This window comes from Amycolatopsis sp. NBC_01286, assembly GCF_035982555.1.
Lineage (GTDB): Bacteria > Actinomycetota > Actinomycetes > Mycobacteriales > Pseudonocardiaceae > Amycolatopsis.
This window is the reverse complement of sequence record NZ_CP108428.1, coordinates 1,752,323-1,774,892: the sequence shown is the minus strand read 5'-3', so window position 1 is coordinate 1,774,892 and position 22,570 is coordinate 1,752,323. Positions and strand designations below refer to the sequence as shown.

The following is a 22,570-nucleotide window of genomic DNA, read 5'->3' as shown; positions in this document are numbered from 1 at the left end:
CCGTGCACATCGTCCAGCTCGCGAACTTCTACGGCCCGCGCTCGGGCGGGCTGCGCACGGCGTTGCACCACCTCGGCGCCGGCTACGTCGCGAGCGGGCACGTCGTGACGCTGGTGGTGCCCGGCACCCGCTACGCCGACGAGGTCCTGCACACCGGCGTCCGCCGGTTTTCCCTGCCCGCGCCCAAGATTCCGGGCACCGGCGGTTACCGCGCCGTCGACCCGCACCGCGTCCGCGCGGTGCTGCGGAAGCTCGAACCGGACCGGCTGGAGGTGTCGGACCGGCTGACGCTGCGGGGGATGGGCGGCTGGGCGCGGCGTCACGGCGTCCCCAGCACGGTGATCTCCCACGAGCGCCTCGACCGGCTGCTGGAGCAGTTCCTGCTGCCCGAGCCGGTGGCGCGCCGCGTCGCCGACGTCGCCAACCGCCGGATGGCCGCGAGCTACGACACGGTCGTCTGCACCACGGCGTTCGCGCGGGCGGAGTTCGACCGGATCGCCGCGCCGAACGTCCACCGCGTGCCGCTCGGCGTCGACCTGACGACGTTCCGGCCCGCCATGCGCGACGACGGCTGGCGCGCCGGCCTGGCCGGGGGAGCGGACGCGCTGATCGTCCACTGTGGACGTCTGTCGCCGGAGAAACACGTGGAGCGCAGCGTGGACACCGTCGCCGAGCTGACGGAGGCGGGCGCGCGGGTCCGCCTCGTCGTGGCCGGCGACGGCCCGCGACGCCGGGCGCTCGAACGCCGGGCGCGCGGCCTGCCGGTGACGTTCCTGGGGTTCCTGTCCGGCCGCGGCGACGTCGCGCGCCTGCTGGCCAGCGCCGACGTCTCCCTCGCGCCGGGCCCGCACGAGACGTTCGGCCTGGCCGCGCTGGAAGCCCTCGCGTCCGGGACGCCGGTGGTGGTCTCGGCGTCCTCGGCGCTGCGGGAGATCGTCCGGCCGGGCTGCGGCGCGGCGGTCGACGACCACGCGCCCGCGTTCGCCTCGGCCGTCACGAACCTCCTGGACCGACCGGAGGACCTGCGCCGCGCGGCCGCCCGGGCGCGGGCCGAGGAGTTCACCTGGCCCGCCGCGGTGGCCGGGATGCTGGCCGCCTTCCGCTGACTTCAGGACCGCAGGCGCAGGTAGCCGGGGTGGACGCCCGGCGTGAGGCCCTGCTGGTCCGCGATCTTGACCAGGAGACCGTGCAGGACGTCGCGCTCGTCGTCGGTCAGCGCCGCGGTGACGGCCTGCTCGTGCGCCGCGCCGGCCTGGCCGATGCGGCCCAGCAGCGCGCGCCCGTCCTCGCTCGGCTCGACCGCGTAGAGGCGCCGGTCCTCGGCGTTGCGGCGCCGCTCGATCAGGCCGCGCTTCTCCAGCCCGTCGACCAGCGGGACCAGCCGGGTCGCCGGCGTGCCGAGCTGCTTGGCCAGCGACTGCTGGCTCTGCCCGGGCCGGGACGCCACGAGCCGCAGCAGCCCGACCTGCGCCGGCGTCAGGTCCAGCTCCGTCATCCGTTCGGTGAACTGCTGGGCGGCGTGCGCGCCGACTTGGGCGAGCAGGAACGCGCTGCCCAGCCGGGGTCTCCTCGCTTCCATGGCCGGAACGATAGTCGTTGACAATCCATTACACCAATGTAATGGTTCACGTTATGAAACGAATTGCGATCATCGCCTACGGCCTGTTCACCGTCGCCGGGGGCGTCCTCGGCGCCACCGGCACCCGCCCGGACTCGTCCGCGGCCGACGTCGCCGCCTACAACGCGGGCCACCACGGCCTGATCCAGCTGCTGGCGCTGGCCGTGTTCGGCGCCGGTCTGTCGCTCGCCACCTGGACCGCGGCCGCGAGACCGCCGAGTCTCGGCTTCGCCGGCGGCCTGCTCGCTTCGGGGAGCCTCGTGCTGAGCGGCCTCGCGACCTGGACGGCCGCGCAGAACCCCGAGTTCGCCCGGCCCCTCACGTCGCTGGCGTTCGCGGCGGGCGCGTTCGGCTTCGCGGTGCCGCTGGCGCTGCTCATCGCCGTCGTCGCCCGGACAGCGCCGCGCTGGCTGGCGATCGTCGGGTACGTGATCGCCGCGCTCGCCGCACTCTCGGCGTTCGGCATGCTGACGTCCGTGCTGTATCCGCTGATCCCGGTCGGCCGCTTCGGCGGGCTCATCTGGCTGGTGCTAGTCACCTTCCGAAAGAGCGACGACTAGATTCGAGCCATGTCACGCGCCAGCCTGGACAAGAACCCGCACGAAGTCGCCGCCATGTTCGACGGTGTCGCGGACGGGTACGACCGGGCGAACTCGTTCATGACCTTCGGCTTCGACCGGCGCTGGCGCACCACCACCGCCCGCGTGCTCGACGCCCGCCGCGGCGAGAAGGTCCTGGACCTCGCCGCCGGCACCGGGGTGTCCACCGTCGAGTACGCCCGCGGTGGCGCCTGGTGCCTGGCCGCGGACTTCTCGTTCGGCATGCTGCGGGCCGGGCTGCACCGCAAGGTCCCGATGGTCGCGGCGGACGCGCTGAACCTCCCGTTCGCCGACGAGAGCTTCGACGCGGTGACGATCTCGCTGGCGTTGCGCAACTTCGTCGACACGAAGGCCGCGCTCACCGAGATCGCCCGCGTGGTCAAGCCGGGCGGCCGGCTGGTGATCTGCGAGGTCTCGACGCCGCCGTTCCCCCCGATCAGGTTCATCCACCGGCGGTTCATGCTGAAGCTGCTCACGTGGGTCGGCAAGCGGACGTCGTCCAACCCGGAGGCCTACTCCTACCTGGCCGAATCGATGCTGGCCTGGCCGGATCAGCGCACCCTCGGCGAGATCATCGAGAGCGCGGGCTGGGCCGACGTCGAGTGGTTGAACCTCACATTCGGTGTCGTCGCGATCCACCGGGCGCGAAAGCCTGCCTAAACTCGCGGTATGAGCCGTCGTAACCCTGACCAGGACGCCGAAGTCATCGTCGTCGGCGCCGGACCGGCCGGGTCCACCGTCGCGACCTACCTCGCCCGGTCGGGCGTCGACGTGCTGCTGCTGGAGAAGACCGAGTTCCCGCGCGAGAAGGTCTGCGGCGACGGCCTCACCCCGCGTGGCGTCAAGCAGCTCATCGACCTCGGCATCGACACCAGCGAGGAAGCCGGCTGGGTGCAGAGCCGCGGCCTGCGGATCCTCACCGGCGACCTGACGCTGGAGCTCGACTGGCCGGACCTCACGAGCTACCCGCCGTACGGCGTTTCCCGCACCCGCCACGACTTCGACGACCTCCTCGCGAAGCTCGCGGTGAAGGCGGGCGCGCGGCTGTACGAGCGCACCACCGTCACCAGCGCCATCACCGACGCGACGGGCCGCGTGGTCGGCGTCGAGGCGAAGGTCGGCCCGGAGCGCACGCCGGTGAACTACCGCGCGCCGCTGGTCCTGGCCTGCGACGGCGTCTCCGCGCGGCTCGCGCTGAGCGTCGGCATCCAGAAGAACGAGAAGCGCCCGATGGGCGTCGCGGTGCGCCAGTACTACAAGAGCCCGCGCCACGACGACCCGTTCATCGAGGGCCACCTCGAGCTGTGGGACCGCTCCGACCCGCGTGACCCGAAGCTGCTGCCGGGCTACGGCTGGGCGTTCCCGCTCGGCGACGGCACGGTGAACGTCGGCCTCGGCATGCTCTCGACGTCGGCGTCGTTCCGGAACACCGACTACCGCGCGCTGCTGCGCCAGTGGCTCGACGGGACGCCGGAGGAGTGGGGTTACCGCGAGGAGAACGCGATCGGCAAGGTCGGCGGCGCCGGCCTCCCGATGGGCTTCAACCGCACCCCGCACTACCGCGACGGCCTGCTGCTGCTCGGCGACGCGGGCGGCATGGTCAGCCCGTTCAACGGCGAGGGCATCTCGGCGGCGATGGAGTCCGCGCAGATCGCGGCGGAGGTCGTCGTCCAGGCCCTGGCCCGGCGCGAAGGGCCGTCGCGCGAGCGGGCGCTGGAGGCGTACCCGCGCGCGGTGCGCGAGCTGATGGGCGGCTATTACCAGCTGGGCAACGTCTTCGCGAAGATCATCGGCAAGCCGAAGATCATGCACGCGGCGACCAAGTACGGCCTGCGGATCAACAAGATCCTCCCGCTGGTCTACAAGGGCCTGTCGGGCTGCTACGACGCCAAGGGCGGCGACGGCGTCGACCGCCTCATCTCGGCCCTCGCGAAGGCCACACCCTCCCCGCGCTAGGCCTCGATCTCCGGTCGAGGGCGGCACTTTCACGTGAAAGTGCCGCCCTCCTTCGCGCGCGGACACTCGACCGGCGTAGCAAGTTGGCCGTGCGGTCAGTGGGATAGATCACAGGTCAGCGCCCTGTTTGTCCGGTCGTGCCGTGATCATGAAACGTCTTCGCGCAGGTCGCACGCGCGTCGTTGCCGGGCCGTGACAACGATGGCGGTGGAAGTTAGGGCACCCTTATAACACGGGGGCCTAGGGACAAGAATGTGAGTCGCGTCCTACACTCCCCCCATGCTTTGTGAATCGCTTCACATCCACGACGAGTGGCTTGTGAACTATTTCACAAGCTGGCCCGAACGCAGCCACGGGCCGTAAGGAGACCCTGACCCTCGGCGGTGTGACCCAGGTCCCTTAGGGTGCCGACGAGGCTGAGCGGTTCCCACCACAAGCAAAACCGCAGCGGCGCGGAAAGGATGGCGAAGACCCCGTGCTGATGTTGCCCGTGCTGACCCAAACGGACGCAGTGAACCTGGCGCAGCAGGCCCCGAGCCTGAAGCCCTACCTGCCCCTGGTCCTTCTGTTCGTGCTGGCGCTGGCGTTCGCCGTGCTGTCGGTGCTGCTGGGCCCGCTGGTCGGCCCCAGCCGTTACAACAAGGCCAAGCTCGAGGCGTACGAGTGCGGCATCGAACCGTCGCCGCAGCCGCTCGTCGGCGGCGGCCGGATGCCGGTGGCGTACTACATCACCGCGATGCTGTTCATCCTGTTCGACATCGAGATGGTCTTCCTCTACCCGTTCGCCGTGCAGGCGGACGCGCTGGGCACCTTCGGCCTGGTGGAGATCCTGCTGTTCATCGCGACGGTCGGCTTCGCGTACGCCTACGTGTGGCGGCGCGGCGGCCTGGATTGGAACTAGACCCATGGGCCTCGAAGAGAAACTCCCCAACGGCATCCTGCTGGCCAGCCTCGAAGGCCTCGTCAACTGGGCGCGGAAGAACTCGATGTGGCCCGCGACCTTCGGGCTCGCCTGCTGCGCGATCGAGATGATGACCGTCGGCGGTTCCCGCTACGACATCGCCCGCTTCGGCATGGAGCGCTTCAGCGCGACGCCGCGCCAGGCCGACCTGATGATCGTCGCCGGCCGCGTCACCCAGAAGATGGCCCCGGTCCTGCGCCAGATCTACGACCAGATGGCCGAGCCCAAGTGGGTCCTCGCCATGGGCGTCTGCGCCTCCTCCGGCGGCATGTTCAACAACTACGCCGTGGTCCAGGGCGTCGACCACATCGTGCCGGTCGACATGTACCTGCCCGGCTGCCCGCCGCGGCCGGAGATGCTGCTGGACGCGATCCTCAAGCTGCACGCCAAGATCCAGGACGAGCCGATCAACGCCCGCCGGGCCGCGATCCGCGCCGCCAGCGGCGCCCGCACCGAGCTCGTCGCGTCCTCGATCAAGTACGCGAAGAAGTAGAGCGATGACTGAGACCCCAGAACCCGGCGGCGAGCAGTCCAGCGCCGATCGCCCCACCGAAGACGGCCTCGAGCCGCGGGGCACCCGGCCCGCCGAACCCGTCGTCACCGGCCGCGAACGCCAGGGCATGTTCGGCGTGCACGGCACCGGTGACACCTCCGGCTACGGCGGCGTCCGGCTGCCGGCCTACAACCCGGCGCCGGCCGAGCGGCCGTACGGCGGCTGGTTCGACCAGTTCGCCGACGAGTTCTACGCGGCCCTGTCGGACAACAAGGTCCCGGCCGAAGCGATCCTGCAGACGACGGTCGACCGCGGCGAGATCACCTTCTACGTCGCCCGCGAGCAGCTGCCCGCGATCGCGAAGGTCCTGCGCGACGACGGCGGCCTCCGCTTCGAGCTGCTCAGCTCGGTGTCCGGCGTGGACTACGGCGTCGACGTCCCGCAGCGGCTGCACTCGGTGTACCACTTCACGTCCCTGACCTACCGCCGCCGCATCCGGCTCGAGGTCTCCCTCGACGTCGACGACGCGCACGTGCCGTCGCTGGTCGGGATCTACCCGACCGCCGACTGGCAGGAGCGGGAGGCCTGGGACATGTTCGGCATCGTCTACGACGGCCACCCCGCGCTCACCCGCATCCTCATGCCGGACGACTGGGACGGCCACCCCCAGCGCAAGGACTACCCGCTCGGCGGGATCCCGGTCGAATACAAGGGCGCGGAGATCCCGCCGCCGGACCAGCGGAGGTCGTACTCGTGACGATCAACAGCCGCCGGGCGCGGACATCCCGACCCTGTCATCACCAGCGGAGGTCGTACTCGTGACCATCAACGACGAAACCACCGAAGTCCCGGAAGCCGATTCCCGCGACACGACCGAAGGCCGCGTCTACTCGGTGTCCGGCGGTGACTGGGACGACGTCGTCGCCGACGCCCAGCACGACGAGCGCATGGTCATCAACATGGGCCCGCAGCACCCGTCGACGCACGGAGTGCTCCGGCTCGTGCTGGAGATGGAGGGCGAGACCGTCACGCAGCTGCGGTCGGTCATCGGCTACCTCCACACCGGCATCGAGAAGAACTGCGAGTACCGGACCTGGACCCAGGGCGTCACCTTCGTGACGCGCATGGACTACCTGGCCCCGCTCTCGACGGAGATGGCGTACTGCCTCGGCGTCGAGAAGCTGCTGCAGATCGAGGCCCCGCGCCGCGCGCAGCTGCTGCGCGTGATGCTGCTGGAGATCAACCGCATCGGCTCGCACCTGGTCTACATCGCCACCGGCGGCATGGAGCTCGGCGCCACCACCGCGATGACGCTGGGCTTCCGCGAGCGCGAGATCGTGCTGCACCTGCTGGAGCACCTCACCGGCCTGCGGATGAACCACGCGTTCATCCGCCCCGGCGGCCTCGCGCAGGACATGCCCGCGGACTACCGCGAGAAGGTCACCGAATTCGTCAAGACGATGAAGGAACGCCTTCCGCTGTACGACAAGCTCTTCACCGGGCAGCCGATCTGGCGCAACCGGCTCAAGGGTGTCGGGTACCTGCCGGTCGACGCGTGCCTCGCGCTCGGCGTCACCGGCCCGGTGCTGCGGTCTGCCGGCCTGCCGTGGGACCTGCGCAAGACCGAGCCGTACTCCTGCTACGAGGAGTTCGACTTCGACGTGCCGGTCGACAACGGCGCGGACTGCTGGTCGCGGTACCTGATCCGGGTGCACGAGATGCACGAGAGCCTCAAGATCATCGAGCAGTGCCTGGAGAAGCTCGAGCCGGGCCCGGTCATGGTCGAGGACAAGAAGGTCGCCTGGCCCGCGCAGCTGTCCATCGGCAGCGACGGCATGGGCAACTCGCTCGAGCACGTCAAGAAGATCATGGGCCAGTCGATGGAGTCCCTGATCCACCACTTCAAGCTGGTCACCGAGGGCTTCAAGGTGCCGGCCGGGCAGGTGTACACCTCCGTCGAGTCGCCGCGCGGCGAGCTGAGCGCGCACCTGGTGTCCGACGGCGGCACGCGGCCGCTGCGGGTCCACGTGCGCGAACCGAGCTTCGTGAACCTGCAGGCGATGCCCGCGATGTCCGAAGGCGGGCTGGTGGCGGACGTGATCGCCGCGGTCGCCTCGATCGACCCCGTCATGGGGGGAGTGGACCGATGACCTCTTCAACCGCAGTCCCGGAACCGGGGCCGAACGCGGCCGACCGGACGCACGCCGCGGCCGGTGGCGACGTCGACGTGATCGCCATCGCGCCGGATCCCGCGGTCGCCGAAGGGATCCTGGCGGAGACGCCGCTCGAAGACATCTTCGACGAAGGCGTGTATTCCCGGGCGCAGGAGCTGATCGCGCGTTACCCGATGTCCCGCTCGGCGCTGCTGCCGCTGCTGCACCTCGTGCAGTCGGTGCAGGGGTACGTCAGCCAGGAGGGCATCGCGTTCTGCGCGCGGCAGCTCGACCTGTCCGACGCCGAGGTCAGCGCGGTCGCGACGTTCTACACGATGTACAAGCGCCGGCCGTGCGGCGAGCACCTGGTGAGCGTCTGCACGAACACGCTGTGCGCGGCCATGGGCGGCGACGCGATCTACAAGCGGCTCCAGACGCACCTCGGTTCCGAGCAGGAACCGCTGGGGCACAACGAGACCGCGGGCACGCCGAACGAGCCGGGCTCGATCACCCTCGAGCACGCCGAGTGCCTCGCGGCCTGCGACCTCGCGCCGGTGATCCAGGTCAACTACGAGTACTTCGACAACCAGACCGAGGACAAGGCCGTCGCGCTGGTCGACGCGCTGCAGGCCGGCAAGAAGCCGGCTCCGACGCGCGGTGCCCCGCTGAGCAGCTTCAAGGGCGCCGAGCTGCAGCTCGCCGGGTTCTTCCCGGAGGACGAGCGCCAGTACCGCACGGACGTCGACGGTCCTTCGCAGGCCGTCGAAACCCTGCGGGGTGCGCAGATCGCGCAGGAGCGCGGCTGGGTCGCCCCGGTCGCCCAGGACGTCCCGCTCCCCGAAGTGGAGAAGAAGTAATGGCAGATCCCATTACGCCGGTCCTCACGAAGCGCTGGCTGTCGCCGAACTCCTGGCAGATCGGCACGTACGAGGCGCTGGAGGGCTACACCGCCATCCGCAAGGCGCTCGCCGGCACGCCGGAGCAGCTCGTCCAGCTGGTCAAGGACTCGGGCCTGCGCGGCCGCGGCGGCGCGGGCTTCCCGGCCGGCATCAAGTGGTCGTTCATGCCGCCGAACTTCGACAAGCCGCACTACCTGGTGATCAACGCCGATGAGGGCGAGCCGGGCACGTGCAAGGACATCCCGCTGATGATGGCGGACCCGCACTCGCTCATCGAGGGCTGCATCATCGCCTCGTACGCGATGCGCTCGAACCACTGCTTCATCTACGTCCGCGGCGAGGCACTGCACTGCATCCGCCGGCTCAACGCGGCCGTGCGCGAGGCCGAAGCGGCGGGCTACCTGGGCGAGAACATCCTCGGCTCCGGCTTCGACCTCAAGATCACCGTGCACGCCGGCGCCGGCGCGTACATCTGCGGTGAGGAGACGGCGCTGCTCGACTCGCTGGAGGGCCGTCGTGGCCAGCCGCGGCTCAAGCCGCCGTTCCCGGCCGCGGCGGGTCTCTACGCCGCGCCGACCACGGTCAACAACGTCGAGACCATCGCGAGCGCGCCGTTCATCGTCAACGGCGGGTCGAGCTGGTTCCGCGAGATGGGCCGCGAGAAGTCGCCCGGCCCGAAGATCTACTCGATCTCCGGCCACGTCGAGAAGCCCGGCCAGTACGAGTGCCCGCTCGGCACCACGCTGCGCGAGCTGCTCGACATGGCGGGCGGCATGAAGGACGGCGTCCCGCTCAAGTTCTGGACCCCGGGCGGCTCGTCCACCCCGATGTTCACCGCCGAGCACCTCGACGTTCCGCTGGACTTCGAAGGCGCGGCGGAAGCCGGGTCGATGCTGGGCACGACGGCCGTCCAGGTCTTCAACGAGACGGTGTCGGTGCCCTGGGCCGTGATGAAGTGGACGCAGTTCTACGAGCACGAGTCCTGCGGCAAGTGCACGCCGTGCCGCGAGGGCACGTACTGGCTGGCGCAGATCCTCGAGCGGATGGTCGAGGGCCACGGGACCGAAGAGGACATCGACACCCTCCTCGACGTCTGCGACAACATCCTCGGCCGGTCGTTCTGCGCCCTCGGTGACGGCGCGGTGTCGCCGATCACCAGCGGCATCAAGTACTTCCGCGACGAATTCCTGGCTCTGTGCGAGAAGAACCGGCACGAAGAGACCAAGCCCGAACTGGTGGGAGCGCAGGCATCATGACGATCGCCCCCGACAAGCCCGACACGGCTGCGACGCCGGTCCCCGAAGGCCACGTGAAGCTGGTCATCGACGGCGAAGAGGTCATCGCCCCCAAGGGCGAGCTGCTGATCCGCACGGCCGAACGCCTCGGCACAGTCATCCCGCGGTTCTGCGACCACCCGCTCCTCGACCCGGCGGGCGCCTGCCGCCAGTGCCTGGTCGAGGTCGAGATGGGCGGCCGGCCGATGCCGAAGCCGCAGGCGTCCTGCACGATGACCGTCGCCGACGGCATGGTCGTCAAGACGCAGCTGACGTCGGCGGTCGCCGACAAGGCCCAGCAGGGTGTGATGGAGCTGCTGCTCATCAACCACCCGCTGGACTGCCCGATCTGCGACAAGGGCGGCGAGTGCCCGCTGCAGAACCAGGCGCTGGCCCACGGCCGCACGGAGTCCCGGTTCGTGGACACCAAGCGGACGTTCCAGAAGCCCCTGCCGATCTCTTCGCAGGTGCTGCTGGACCGGGAACGCTGCGTGCTCTGCCAGCGCTGCACCCGGTTCTCCCGCGAGATCGCCGGCGACCCGTTCATCGAGCTGCTCGAACGCGGCGCCCACCAGCAGATCGGCACGGCGGAGACGGCGGACGTGCTCGACCTCGCGTCGCGGACGACGTCCGGTCAGCCGTTCCAGAGCTACTTCTCCGGCAACGTCATCCAGATCTGCCCGGTCGGTGCTCTGACGAGCGCGGCCTACCGGTTCCGCTCCCGCCCGTTCGACCTGGTGTCCGCGCCGAGCGTCTGCGAGCACTGCTCGTCCGGCTGCGCCGAGCGGACCGACTTCCGCCGAGGCAAGGTCCAGCGCAAGCTGGCCGGCGACGACCCCGAGGTCAACGAAGAGTGGATCTGCGACAAGGGCCGCTTCGCCTTCCGCTACACCAGCGCCGAGGACCGCATCCGCCGTCCGCTGGTCCGCAACCGCGAGACCGGTGAGCTGGAAGAGGCGTCCTGGACCGACGCGCTGCGCATCGCCGCCGCCGGCCTCACCGAGGCCCGCGGCAACGGCGGCGTCGGTGTCCTGCCCGGTGGCCGGCTGACCGTCGAGGACGCCTACGCGTACTCGAAGTTCGCCCGCGTCGCCCTGCAGACCAACGACGTCGACTTCCGCGCCCGCGCGCACTCGGCCGAGGAGCTCGCGTTCCTCACCTCGCACGTCGTGGGCGTGACGCCGGAGAACGGCGTCACCTTCGGCGAGATCGAGCGGGCCCGCACCGTGCTGTGCGTGGCGTTCGAGCCCGAGGACGAGGCGCCGATCGTGTTCCTGCGGCTGCGCAAGGCGGCCCGCAAGAACCGCACCCGGGTCGTCCACTTGGGACAGTGGACGACGTCGTCGGTGCGCAAGACGTCCGGCGAGCTGCTCGCCTGCGTCCCGGGCCAGGAGCCCGCGGCCATCGAAGGCATCGCCAAGCACGCGCCGGACCTCGACGAGGCCCTGAGCGGCGAGAACGCCGTCGTCCTCGTCGGCGAGCGCGCCGCTTCGGTTCCCGGCCTGTTCTCCGCGCTGCACGACCTGGTCGAGCGCACCGGCGTCCGGCTCGCGTGGATCCCGCGCCGCGCCGGTGACCGGGGCGCGCTGGAGACCGGCTGCGTGCCGGGCCTGCTGCCGGGCGGCCGCCGCGTCGGCGAGGACGCCGCGCGCGTCGCCGTCGAAAACGCCTGGGGCGTCCCGCTTCCGTCCGCTCCGGGCCGCGACGCGACGGAGATCCTGAAGGCCGCCGCGGGCCGTGAGCTCGGCGGCCTGGTCGTCGGCGGCGTCGACCCGTACGACCTGCCGGACCCGGACCTCGCGTTGCGCGCGCTGGACAACGCCGGGTTCGTCGTCAGCCTCGAGCTGCGGCCGAGCGCCGTGACCGAGCGCGCGGACGTCGTGCTCCCGGTGGCCGCGTCGGACGAGAAGGCGGGCAGCTACCTCAACTGGGAGGGCCGCACCCGCCCGTTCGACATCACCATCGAGGGCACCGGCTCGCTGCCGGACTGCCGGGTGCTCGACACCCTCGCCGTCGAGATGGACACGGACCTGTTCACGCAGACGCCGGCCGCCGCGCGCGGGGACTACGAGAAGCTCGGCGCGGCCTCCGCGCTGCGCTGGGGTCACGTCGAGGCCGCGACCGGGGGCGCCACGGTTGCCCCGGGTGCCGGCCAGGCGGTCCTGTCGACCTGGCGCCAGCTGATCGACAACGGGTCCCTGCAGGACGGCGAGCCGCACCTCAAGGGCACCCAGCGCAAGCCGGTCGCGCGGTTGTCCGCGACGACCGCCGAAGGGCTGGGCGCGTCCGTGAAGGTGAGCACCGAACGCGGCGCGATCACGCTGCCGATCGAGGTCGCCGACCTGCCCGACGGCGTGGTGTGGCTGCCGGGCAACTCCGACGGCTCCGCCGTGGCCAAGACGCTCGGTGCCGGTCACGGCGCCGTGGTGAACCTCGCTGGGGGTGAACTGTGACACCGTTGCTGACCGAGGTCGCCGTCGGGAGTGTGCCCGACGCGGCGACGCGCGCGGCGCTGCTGGCGGACGACCCGTTCTGGATGATCGCGCTGAAGTCCGTGATCATCCTGCTGATCGGCCCGATCTTCACGATCCTGCTGATCGTCTGGGAGCGCAAGGCCGTCGGCCGGATGCAGAACCGGCCGGGCCCCAACCGCGTCGGTCCGAACGGCTACCTGCAGTCCCTGGCGGACGCGCTCAAGCTGCCGTTCAAGGAACAGATCATCCCGGACACCGCCGACCGCAAGGTGTACTTCCTCGCCCCGGTCATCTGCGTGGTGCCGCCGTTGATCGCGCTGGCGGCCATCCCGTTCGGCCCGGTGGTCTCGATCTTCGGCGAGCGGACCGTCCTGCAGCTGCTCGACCTGCCGGTCAGCCTGCTGGTCGTGCTGGCCTGCTCCTCGATCGGCGTCTACGGCATCGTGCTCGCGGGCTGGGCGTCCGGTTCGCCGTACCCGCTGCTCGGCGGCATGCGCTCGGCCGCCCAGGTGATCTCGTACGAGATCGCGATGGGCCTCTCGATCGTCGCGGTGATCCTGCAGGCCGGTTCGCTGGACCTGGCCGACATCGTCGCCAAGCAGCAGCCGGTGTGGTTCCTCTACCTGGTCCCGAGCTTCGTGATCTACCTGATCTCGATGGTCGGCGAGACCAACCGCGCCCCGTTCGACCTCCCGGAGGCCGAGTCGGAGCTGGTCGGCGGTTTCCACACCGAGTACAGCTCGATGAAGTTCGCGATGTTCTTCCTCGCCGAGTACGTCAACATGGTGATCGTCTCGGCGTTCGCCACCACGCTGTTCCTCGGCGGCTGGATGGCCCCGTGGCCGCTGTCGCTGATCGGGAACAACGTGCTCAACACCGGCTGGTGGCCGGTGCTGTGGTTCTTCGCGAAGATGTTCGTCCTGCTCTTCGGGTTCATCTGGCTGCGCGGCACGCTGCCCCGCCTGCGCTACGACCAGTTCATGCGCCTGGGCTGGAAGGTCCTGGTCCCGCTGAACCTGGTGTGGATCGTCATGGTGACCTTCGCGAAGGTCATCAGCTGGAACCCCGCGTCGATCATCATCGCCGCGGTCGCGATCTTCATCGTCCTCGCCCTGTTCTTCTACGTCCGCGCGTCGGGCCGCGAAGAGGAGAGCGAAGTCGTGCCGGTGACCGGTGGCGGGTTCCCGGTGCCGCCGCTCGACCTCAAGGTCCCGCAGACCACTCCGCGTCAGAAGGCTTTGGCCAAGGCCGAGGCGAAGGCGGCCCGGCGCAAGCCGGCAGCCGTCGGTACCGCAAAGGAAGGAGCGCAAGATGGGGTTTCTTGATCCCGTCAAGGGCTTCGGCGTCACCTTCGGGATGATGTTCAAGAAGGTCGCCACCGAGGAGTACCCGGAGGCCGGCGCGCCGGCCGCCCCGCGCTACCACGGCCGGCACCAGCTGAACCGTCACCCGGACGGCCTCGAGAAGTGCGTCGGCTGCGAGCTGTGCGCGTGGGCGTGCCCGGCGGACGCGATCTTCGTCGAAGGCGGTGACAACACCGAGGAAGCCCGGTACTCCCCGGGCGAGCGGTACGGCGCCGACTACCAGATCAACTACCTGCGCTGCATCGGCTGCGGGCTCTGCATCGAGGCGTGCCCGACGCGGTCGCTGACGATGATCAACTTCTACGAGCTGGCCGACGACGACCGCCAGCGGCTGATCTACACGAAGGAAGACCTCCTCGCGCCGCTGCTGTCCGGCATGGAGCAGCCGCCGCACCCGATGCGGCTGGGCGAGAACGAGCAGGACTACTACGTCAACGGGCCACAGCTCGAAGCACGCTTTTCAGCTGAGAGCTCATCAACACAGCTGGCGCGCGGGGAGGGTACGAAGTGATCACCGCACTGCTGGCCCAGGCACCCACCGGTGCCGCCGCGGGCGTGACGACCGGTGAGGCCATCGCGTTCTGGATCCTCGGCCCGGTCTGCCTGCTCGGCGCGCTCGGCATGATCTTCTCCCGCAACGCCGTGCACTCGGCGCTGTGGCTGGTGCTGACCATGCTGAGCCTGGGCGCGCTGTACATGATCCAGTCGGCGCCGTTCCTCGGCTTCACGCAGATCATCGTCTACACCGGCGCGATCATGATGCTGTTCCTGTTCGTGCTGATGCTGGTCGGCCGCGAGAGCTCCGACTCGGTCGTCGAGGTGCTGCGCGGTCAGCGGCTCGCGGCGACCGTGCTGGGCATCGGCCTGGCCGCGCTGCTGGCCACCGGCATCTACCGGGCGCTGGACAACGTCACCCCGGCCGTCCCGCTCGACTCGGCGACGTCCGCGGGCGGCGGGCCCAAGGGCCTGGGCCGGCTGATCTTCACCGACTACCTCTTCCCGTTCGAGCTGACGTCGGCGCTGCTCATCACCGCCGCGGTCGGCGCGATGGTGCTGGCCTTCACCGACCGGCACGCCAAGGGCGGCAAGAAGACGCAGAAGGAACTGGTCGTGGCGCGCTTCCGCGGCGAGCACGACCGGCCGTCGCCGCTGCCCGGCCCGGGTGTCTTCGCCACGGCGAACTCGGTGTCCACCCCGGCGCTGCTGCCGGACGGCTCGGTCGCCCCGGAGTCGCTGTCGGCGATCATCGAGTCCACCTCGGCGATCGAGCTGGCGAAGGAACGCAAGCTCGTCGCGGACGACCGCCCGCACCCGGACGCGCACGCGCTGGTCGGTTCCGAAGGTGCTTCGGAAGGGGAGAAGGAATGACCCCCACGTACTACCTGCTGCTCTCGGCGCTGCTGTTCTCGATCGGCGCGGTCGGCGTGCTGGTGCGCCGCAACGCGATCGTCGTGTTCATGTGCATCGAGCTGATGCTGAACGCGGTGAACCTCTCGCTCGTGACGTTCGCCCGGATCAACGGCAGCCTCGACGGCCAGATCATGGCCTTCTTCGTGATGGTCGTGGCCGCCGCCGAGGTCGTGGTCGGGCTGGCGATCATCATGGCGATCTTCCGCACCCGGCGCTCGGCCTCGGTCGACGACACCAACCTGCTGAAGTACTAGTGCCGCCTCATCCCCACCACCCACCCTCAATGGAGGCGCTTCGCGCCGCTGAAAGGTTGCCCGAGTGACCGCATCATCGTGGCTGCTGGTGGCCCTGCCTGCCTTCGGCGCGCTCGTCCTGCTGCTCATGGGCAAGCGCGCGAAGGCATGGGGGCATCTGCTCGGAACGGCCACCGTCACGCTCGCCTTCGTCTGGGGCCTGATCACGTTCTTCTCGGCCGACGGCAAGGCCACGACGGACACCAAGCTCTACTCGTGGATCCCGGCCGGCGCGCTGCAGATCGACTTCGGGCTCCGGGTCGACGCCCTGTCGCTGACGTTCGTGCTGCTCATCACCGGCGTCGGCATGCTGATCCACTTCTACTCGATCGGCTACATGGTCGACGACGAAGCCCGGTACCGCTTCTTCGCATACCTGAACCTGTTCGTCGCCTCGATGCTGATCCTGGTGCTGGGCAACAGCTTCGTGACGCTCTACCTGGGCTGGGAGGGCGTGGGTCTCGCGTCCTACCTGCTCATCGGCTGGTACCAGGGCCGCCCGTCCGCCGCGACCGCGGCGAAGAAGGCGTTCCTGATGAACCGCGTCGGTGACGTCGGGCTGGCGCTGGCGATCTTCATCATGTTCAAGTACGCCGGGTCCACCGGTTACGCGCAGGTCTTCGACGCGGTGGGCGCGGGCAAGTTCCCGCCGGCCGCGATCACCGCGATGGCGATCCTGCTCCTGCTGGGCGCGTGCGGTAAGTCCGGCCAGTTCCCGCTGCAGGCCTGGCTCCCGGACGCGATGGAGGGCCCGACCCCGGTCTCGGCCCTGATCCACGCGGCGACGATGGTCACCGCCGGCGTCTACCTGGTGGCCCGCTCGCACGACATCTTCAACGCCACCGAGGACGCGCGCCTGATCGTCACCTTGGTCGGCACGGTGACCCTGCTGATCGGGTGTGTGATCGGCTGCGCCTACGACGACATCAAGAAGGTCTTGGCGTACTCCACGGTCAGCCAGATCGGCTACATGATGCTGGCCGTCGGCATCGGGCCCGCCGCGTACGCGCTCGGCATCATGCACCTGGTGGCGCACGGCTTCTTCAAGGCCGGGCTGTTCCTCGGGGCCGGTTCGGTCATGCACGCCATGAACGACGAAGTCGACATGCGCAAGTTCGGCGGCCTCCGCAAGAAGATGCCGATCACCTACATCACCTTCGGCCTCGGTTATCTCGCGCTGATCGGCTTCCCGCTGCTGTCCGGTTTCTGGACGAAGGACGCGATCATCGAAGCGGCTTTCGCCCAGGAAGGCTGGCGCGGCTGGGTCATGGGCGGCGCGGCGCTGCTGGGTGCCGGGCTGACCGCGTTCTACATGACCCGCCTGATGGTGATGACCTTCCACGGCAAGGAACGCTGGAAGGAAATCAAGAGCGCCGACGGCCGCGACTTCCACCCGCACGAGTCCAAGCCGATCATGTGGGTGCCGATGGCGATCCTCGCGGTCGGCTCGGTCGGCGCGGGCGCGTTCTTCTCGCTCGGTGACCGGTTCAAGAACTGGCTGGCTCCCGTGGTCGGCGAGGCACCGGAAGCCCACCTGGCGATCGACAAGTGGCTCATGTCCGGGATCGTCGTCGCGGTCTCGCTGGCGGGCTTCCTGGCCGCGTACCTGATCTTCCGCCGTCCCGTCCCGGTCGAGCGGCCGGAGCGCGTCTCGTTCGTCACCCGCGCCGCCCGCAACGACCTGTACGGCAACACCCTCAACGAGACACTGGTCGCCCGCCCGGGCACCTGGCTCTCGCGGGCGCTGGTCTTCGTCGACAACCGCGGCGTCGACGGCGCGGTCAACGGCCTCGCCGCCGCTCTCGGCGGCGGCTCCGGCCGGCTGAGGCGGCTGCAGACCGGGTTCGTCCGGTCCTACGCGCTGTCGATGCTCGGCGGCACGTTCCTGCTTCTGGCGGCTCTCCTGCTGGTGAGGTTCTCCTGATGACCTGGTTGCTGATCCTCATCCTGGTGCCGCTGGTCGGCTCCCTGGTGCTGGCGTTCCTCAAGGGGAACGACCGCGCCGCGGTGCTGGCCGCGCTCGCCTTCTCGATCCTCGAGTTCCTGCTGATCATCCCGTTCTGGCTCAGCTACTCGCCGTCCGGCGCGCGGCTGCAGATGACGTCGAGCTTCGACTGGATCCCGAGCTTCGGGGTGCACATCGCGTTCGGCACCGACGGCATCTCGCTGATCATGATCGCGGTGATCGCGCTGCTGGTGCCGATCGTCGTCGGCGGGCTCGGCACGATGGACAAGCTCCCGCCCGGCCGCAGCGCCGGCGGGTTCCTGTCGCTGATCCTGCTGCAGGAGGCGCTCACCATCGGCGTCTTCGCCGCGACGGACGTCTTCCTGTTCTACGTGCTGTTCGAGATCATGCTGATCCCGATGTACTTCCTCATCGGCGGTTACGGCGGCGCGAACCGGCAGTACGCGGCGGTGAAGTTCTTCCTTTACTCGTTCCTCGGCGGCCTGATCATGCTGGCCTCGGCGATCGGGGCGTACTCGCTGGCGGACAAGAAGCTCGGCCACGGCACGTTCGACTGGGCCACGCTGGTCACGGTCGTCCGGGACGCGCCGCTGAGCACGCAGATCTGGCTGTTCCTCGGCTTCTTCCTGGCGTTCGCGATCAAGGCGCCGCTCGTGCCGTTCCACACCTGGCTGCCGGACGCGGCGGGGGAGGCGCCGATCGGCGTCGCCGTCCTGCTGGTCGGTGTGCTGGACAAGGTCGGCACGTTCGGCTTCCTGCGCTACTGCCTGCCGATGTTCCCGGACGCGAGCCGGACCCTGGCTCCGCTGGTGCTGGTGCTCTCGGTGATCGGCGTGCTGTACGGCTCGATCCTCGCCGCGGGGCAGCGGGACATGAAGCGGTTCATCGCCTACGTCTCGATCGCCCACTTCGGCTTCATCTCGCTCGGCATCTTCGCGTTCAACGAGCAGGCGATGATCGGCTCGGCGACGTACATGCTGAACCACAGCCTCGCGACCGGCATGCTGATCGTGGTGATCGGCCTGGTCGTCGCGCGCGGCGGCTCGACGAAGATCTCCGACTACGGCGGCATGGCGAAGGTGACCCCGCTGCTCGCGGGCCTGTTCCTCCTCGCCGGGCTGTCCACGCTCTCGCTGCCGGGCACCAACTCGTTCGTCTCCGAGTTCCTGGTGCTCATCGGGGCCTTCGTGGACCAGCCGGTGTACACGATCCTGGCGACGGTCGGCATGGTCCTGGCCGCGGCCTACGTCCTCTGGCTCTACCAGCGCGTCATGCAGGGTCCGCTCCGCGGAGCGGCCCTGGTGCCGCCCGCCAAGGGCGGCGGGGCCACCCCGGCCGGCGTCGAGTCGGGTGGCGCCGTGGCCACCGCGACCGTGACCGAGCCGGGCGCGACCAAGGTGATCAAGGACCTGAGCGGCCGGGAGATCGCGATCCTCGCGCCGCTGGTCGTGCTGATCATCGTCCTCGGCTTCTACCCGAAGCCGGTGCTCGACACAGTCACCCCGACGGTGCAGCAGACGCTGTCCGCGGTTCAGGGAGGCAAGTAACCCGTGCTCGACATCCTCCTGACCCAGGCGCCGGAACCACCGATCGCGACGCCGTCGGTCGACTACAACGCCGTGCTGCCGGTGCTGATCATCTTCGGCGCGGCCTGCCTCAGCGTGCTGGTGGAAGCGTTCGCTTCGAAGCGCTCGCGGTTCGGCACGCAGGTCGGGCTGAGCCTGGTGGCGATCCTCGCGGCCGGCGGCTGGCTGATCAAGTACGCGCTCACCGACGCGCCCGCGGGCGGTGTCAAGACGTTCAGCGGCGCGATCTCGATCGACAAGCCGGCGCTGTTCCTCTGGGGCACGCTGCTGGCCCTGGCGGTCGGCGCGGTGCTGCTGATCTCGGACCGCGTCGTCGAGCCGGGCGGCGCGCTGGTCGCGCAGGCCGGCATCCGCCCGGGCACGGTCCAGGACCGCGCGCAGACGGCGACGACCATGCAGACCGAGGTCTTCCCGCTGACGCTGTTCGCGCTCGGCGGCATGATGGCGTTCACCGCGTCGAACGACCTGCTGACGATGTTCATCGCGCTGGAAGTGCTGTCCCTGCCGCTGTACCTGATGTGCGGCCTGGCCCGGCGTCGGCGGTTGCTGTCGCAGGAGTCGGCGGTCAAGTACTTCCTGCTCGGCGCGTTCTCCTCGGCGTTCTTCCTCTACGGCCTCGCGCTGCTCTACGGCTACGCGAACTCCGTGAAGCTGGGCGACATCGCCGCCGCGGCGGCCGGTTCGGACCGCTCGGACACGCTGCTGTTCGCCGGCCTCGGCCTGCTGGTCGTCGGCCTGCTGTTCAAGGGCTCGGTCGGCCCGTTCCACACCTGGACCCCGGACGTCTACCAGGGCGCGCCGACCCCGGTCACGGCGTTCATGGCGGCGTGCACGAAGGTCGCCGCGTTCGGCGGGATCTTGCGCGTGCTGTCGGTGGCGTTCGGCTCCACGAGCTGGGAGTGGCGCGGCGTGCTCTGGGGCGTCGCGATCATCTCGATGCTGATCGGCGCGGTGCTGGGCCTGACCCAGACCGACGTCAAGCGCATGATCGCGTACTCGTCGATCGCGCACGCGGGCTTCCTGCTGATCGGCGCGATCTCGATCACCGAGAACGGCCTGTCGAGCACGCTGTTCTACCTGCTGTCGTACGGCTTCACGACGCTGGCGGCGTTCGGCGTGATCAGCCTGGTCCGCGACTCGTCGGGCGAGGCGACGCACCTCTCGGCGTGGGCGGGCCTGGCGAAACGGTCGCCACTGGTGGCCGCAGTGTTCACGTTCCTGTTGCTGGCGCTGGCCGGCATCCCGTTGACGTCGGGCTTCGTCGGCAAGTTCGTCGTGTTCTCGGCGGCGCTGTCCGACGGAATGGCCCCGCTGGTGGTCATCGCCCTGGTGTTCAGCGCGGTGGCGGCGTTCTTCTACCTGCGCGTGATCGTCCTGATGTACTTCTCCGAGCCGGCCGCGGACGGCCCCACGGTGACGATCCCGGGCTTCGGCACCGGAACGGCGATCTTCCTGGGCACGGCCGTGACGCTGGTCCTGGGCCTGGTCCCGGCATTCGCCCTCTCATGGGCGGGAGCGGGCGGCTTCGCTTCCTGAGTTGTTCTTCTGCTTTCTGCCTTCTGCCAGGGCCGTCACTCTCTCTTTGAGGGGGTGGCGGCCCTTTCAGTTGTCCAGAAGCGCCGCGACCTTCCGCCCCAGCACCACGGGATCCCCGGGCATGACGCTGATGAACTGATCGGCCACCCCGATCCCGACCCGCCCGGCATCAACGTCGAGATAGCCGAAAGAGCCGTCAGCTTCGACGCGAAGCCCCTCCTCCCGCTTGGCGGCGTAGAACTGCCCCATCCCGCTGTGCTTCTGTTTCACGAGCTCATCGAGCTTCTGCGCGGCCCGGCTGCGGCCTGGGGCGTCGTCGAACACCTCGCTGCCGGGCTGGTCCCGAAAGTCTTGCTGCGACAGGGAAAACGGCTTGATGTCCGCGGCCGCGCAAGGCGGCAGGTTCGCGATGAGCGCGTCAACGGGGTGGGTATCAGGCGAGACACCCCGGAGCCAGACGCGCTCACCCTGACAGAGCGCGGTGACGGCGGTCCGCCCTTGCACGGCGACAAGGACCCCGATCTGTTCTTGCTGGTCCCGCGCGTAGGCGAAGAACTCGACCGCGGGCCGGTCGAGCAGGTGCAGGAGATCGTCGAACTCGGGCGTGAAGCCGTCGCCCTGGGTGAAGCCGTACTCGGAGAGCTCTTCAAAGGCCCGGCGATCAGTGTGTTCCCTGATGGACGGCGGAATGTAGCGCAACCCACCGGCGAAGACCGGATGCGGATCCCCGCAGCCCACGGTACGCATGGCCGTGAGCAGGTTGCCGAGAGACAGTTCGGCCTTGAGCACCACGTGCTTCGTTCCTCCAGGCGCCTACGACTTGGGCCGGCTTTCCCCGATCACGGGCGGCATGGGCTTCTCGGTGAACCCACCGAAGGTCTCGTCGGGATCGGGATTCTTCAGGTAAGGAGCGGACTTCTTTTCTTTGTCGTCGTCTTTCGCCCCACGCCCGCCGGCGGGGGAGCCCATGGGCAAGCCATTGGCACCGCGAGTGCCAGCCGCACCGCGGACGGCGGGTTGGCCGGGCAGGCGCTCTTCAGGAACCCGGGCGCCGGAGCCGGGACCGCGTTGGGTGACCCCGCCGGTGTTCGGGCCGCCGCTCCGGTAGCCACCGGTGCCGGGCCCGCTGCCGGTCCCGGTGCGATATCCGCCGACGTTGCCTGGCCCGCTTCCGGTCCTTGATCCGGTACCTGCGCCGGTGCCGGTCCCTGGCCCGAACCCACCGGTGCCTGGCCCAAAGCCGCCAGCCCCGCTGTCTCCGCCGTAAAGCTGGTTCCCCGACCCACCGCCGAGATTGCCAAGGGACTGCCCCGTAGGCCCGAACTGATACCCGCCACCCTGAGCAGCAGCAGGCGGAACGTAGCTGTTGGCATGAGTGGTATCGAAGGCACCATTCCCAGGAGGGGTCTGCCCCGGAACCAGATACGACCCTTGCCCTTGATCACGCCCAGACTGGACGTCCTGGCCGTAGACGTCCTGATTCCGCCCGGCGGGGACGCCCCGATCCTGCCCGAACACCTCGGTCTGCCCAGGATTACGAGCCCACTCACCAGCATCGGTAGCGGTAGCGGTCCGCCCGGTAGTGGTCTTACCCTGAGTATCCTGCCCCGGAGTAGCCAAGGAAATAAGGGCGCCGGAGTCATCAATCTGCGCGTACTGGGAAGGCATCAGCCCACCATTGGAGGCACTGGCGGAGTGATAGACCCCAAAAGCCTCGATGTTCCCCTGACTATCAGCCTGCCACCCGGAAACCTTGGAGTTGTAGGACTGCCCATCCCCAGTGAGAACATTGTAGAGATCCCCAGAAGTCATCTCAGGCGGCCGAGGCGCAACGGGCTTGACGGAATACTTGGCAGTCCCGAAAGCATCCATCTGAGCACCAACGGCAGTCCGAGCAGTCTCGAGATGAACAGCATCATCAGCAGCAGCTTGAACAAGGGGAAGCGTGGAATCAGCAGCAGAGTCACCAGCGCCGCCTTGCCACCCAC

21 protein-coding genes are annotated in these 22,570 nt (G+C 69.3%); 18 read left to right on the top strand and 3 right to left on the bottom strand.

Annotated features, from left to right (window positions below):
- Positions 1-2: 2 nt before the first annotated feature.
- Complete coding sequence (locus OG570_RS08465) at positions 3-1,106, top strand: glycosyltransferase family 4 protein (protein ID WP_326956156.1); 1,104 nt, start codon at positions 3-5, stop codon at positions 1,104-1,106.
- Between the two features lie 2 nt (positions 1,107-1,108).
- Here OG570_RS08465 and OG570_RS08460 read toward each other — a convergent pair whose 3' ends face one another.
- Positions 1,109-1,579: a MarR family winged helix-turn-helix transcriptional regulator gene (locus OG570_RS08460; RefSeq protein ID WP_326945914.1), complete on the bottom strand. Its 471-nt coding sequence runs from the start codon at positions 1,577-1,579 to the stop codon at positions 1,109-1,111.
- 53 nt (positions 1,580-1,632) lie between these two features.
- On the opposite strand from OG570_RS08460, the gene OG570_RS08455 reads away from it, so the two are divergent.
- The 17 genes from OG570_RS08455 to nuoN all read left to right on the top strand — a co-directional run bounded on the left by OG570_RS08455 (position 1,633) and on the right by nuoN (position 20,582).
- Positions 1,633-2,178 carry a DUF4386 domain-containing protein gene (locus OG570_RS08455; RefSeq protein ID WP_326956155.1) on the top strand — a complete coding sequence of 182 codons (546 nt, stop codon included), beginning with the start codon at positions 1,633-1,635 and terminating at the stop codon, positions 2,176-2,178.
- 9 nt (positions 2,179-2,187) lie between these two features.
- Positions 2,188-2,877, top strand: a complete 690-nt coding sequence (locus OG570_RS08450; protein WP_247060336.1) for a demethylmenaquinone methyltransferase — start codon at positions 2,188-2,190, stop codon at positions 2,875-2,877.
- Positions 2,878-2,886: 9 nt separating this feature from the next.
- A complete protein-coding gene (locus tag OG570_RS08445; RefSeq protein WP_326956154.1) occupies positions 2,887-4,173 on the top strand; it encodes a geranylgeranyl reductase family protein in 1,287 nt (428 codons plus the stop codon).
- Between the two features lie 481 nt (positions 4,174-4,654).
- Positions 4,655-5,074, top strand: a complete 420-nt coding sequence (locus tag OG570_RS08440) for an NADH-quinone oxidoreductase subunit A (protein WP_247063898.1) — start codon at positions 4,655-4,657, stop codon at positions 5,072-5,074.
- Between the two features lie 4 nt (positions 5,075-5,078).
- A complete protein-coding gene (locus tag OG570_RS08435; protein ID WP_086863694.1) occupies positions 5,079-5,627 on the top strand; it encodes a NuoB/complex I 20 kDa subunit family protein in 549 nt (182 codons plus the stop codon).
- A gap of 4 nt (positions 5,628-5,631) precedes the next feature.
- Positions 5,632-6,384 (top strand): NADH-quinone oxidoreductase subunit C, encoded by a 753-nt coding sequence (locus OG570_RS08430; protein WP_326945917.1) that lies wholly within the window; start codon positions 5,632-5,634, stop codon positions 6,382-6,384.
- 61 nt (positions 6,385-6,445) lie between these two features.
- On the top strand, positions 6,446-7,777 hold the full coding sequence (locus OG570_RS08425) for an NADH-quinone oxidoreductase subunit D (RefSeq protein WP_247060344.1): 1,332 nt from the start codon (positions 6,446-6,448) through the stop codon (positions 7,775-7,777).
- Positions 7,774-8,637, top strand: coding sequence for an NADH-quinone oxidoreductase subunit NuoE (gene nuoE / locus OG570_RS08420; RefSeq protein WP_326956153.1), 864 nt, complete (start codon positions 7,774-7,776; stop codon positions 8,635-8,637). Before OG570_RS08425 ends, nuoE begins: the two co-directional genes overlap by 4 nt.
- Positions 8,637-9,935 carry an NADH-quinone oxidoreductase subunit NuoF gene (gene nuoF / locus OG570_RS08415; RefSeq protein ID WP_326956152.1) on the top strand — a complete coding sequence of 433 codons (1,299 nt, stop codon included), beginning with the start codon at positions 8,637-8,639 and terminating at the stop codon, positions 9,933-9,935. The genes nuoE and nuoF overlap by 1 nt, the downstream gene beginning before the upstream one ends.
- Positions 9,932-12,406 (top strand): NADH-quinone oxidoreductase subunit G, encoded by a 2,475-nt coding sequence (locus OG570_RS08410; RefSeq protein ID WP_326956151.1) that lies wholly within the window; start codon positions 9,932-9,934, stop codon positions 12,404-12,406. Before nuoF ends, OG570_RS08410 begins: the two co-directional genes overlap by 4 nt.
- Positions 12,403-13,752, top strand: a complete 1,350-nt coding sequence (gene nuoH / locus OG570_RS08405; protein ID WP_326956150.1) for an NADH-quinone oxidoreductase subunit NuoH — start codon at positions 12,403-12,405, stop codon at positions 13,750-13,752. The genes OG570_RS08410 and nuoH overlap by 4 nt, the downstream gene beginning before the upstream one ends.
- Positions 13,739-14,302 (top strand): NADH-quinone oxidoreductase subunit NuoI, encoded by a 564-nt coding sequence (nuoI, locus tag OG570_RS08400; protein WP_326945923.1) that lies wholly within the window; start codon positions 13,739-13,741, stop codon positions 14,300-14,302. The genes nuoH and nuoI overlap by 14 nt, the downstream gene beginning before the upstream one ends.
- Positions 14,299-15,159, top strand: a complete 861-nt coding sequence (locus tag OG570_RS08395) for an NADH-quinone oxidoreductase subunit J (RefSeq protein WP_326945924.1) — start codon at positions 14,299-14,301, stop codon at positions 15,157-15,159. The genes nuoI and OG570_RS08395 overlap by 4 nt, the downstream gene beginning before the upstream one ends.
- The gene (gene nuoK, locus OG570_RS08390) at positions 15,156-15,455 is read left to right on the top strand and encodes an NADH-quinone oxidoreductase subunit NuoK (protein ID WP_247060354.1); all 300 of its coding nucleotides are present in this window, start codon (positions 15,156-15,158) and stop codon (positions 15,453-15,455) included. The genes OG570_RS08395 and nuoK overlap by 4 nt, the downstream gene beginning before the upstream one ends.
- Before the next feature lie 64 nt (positions 15,456-15,519).
- The gene (gene nuoL, locus OG570_RS08385) at positions 15,520-17,418 is read left to right on the top strand and encodes an NADH-quinone oxidoreductase subunit L (protein ID WP_326956149.1); all 1,899 of its coding nucleotides are present in this window, start codon (positions 15,520-15,522) and stop codon (positions 17,416-17,418) included.
- Positions 17,418-19,007, top strand: a complete 1,590-nt coding sequence (locus OG570_RS08380; RefSeq protein WP_326945926.1) for an NADH-quinone oxidoreductase subunit M — start codon at positions 17,418-17,420, stop codon at positions 19,005-19,007. Before nuoL ends, OG570_RS08380 begins: the two co-directional genes overlap by 1 nt.
- A 3-nt stretch (positions 19,008-19,010) precedes the next feature.
- Complete coding sequence (nuoN, locus tag OG570_RS08375; protein WP_326945927.1) at positions 19,011-20,582, top strand: NADH-quinone oxidoreductase subunit NuoN; 1,572 nt, start codon at positions 19,011-19,013, stop codon at positions 20,580-20,582.
- A gap of 66 nt (positions 20,583-20,648) precedes the next feature.
- Here nuoN and OG570_RS08370 read toward each other — a convergent pair whose 3' ends face one another.
- Positions 20,649-21,374 carry an ESX secretion-associated protein EspG gene (locus OG570_RS08370; RefSeq protein WP_326956148.1) on the bottom strand — a complete coding sequence of 242 codons (726 nt, stop codon included), beginning with the start codon at positions 21,372-21,374 and terminating at the stop codon, positions 20,649-20,651.
- 1,016 nt (positions 21,375-22,390) lie between these two features.
- Entirely contained in the window at positions 22,391-22,549 is a 159-nt protein-coding gene (locus OG570_RS08365) for a hypothetical protein (protein WP_326956147.1), read from the bottom strand.
- Between the last annotated feature and the right edge of the window lie 21 nt (positions 22,550-22,570).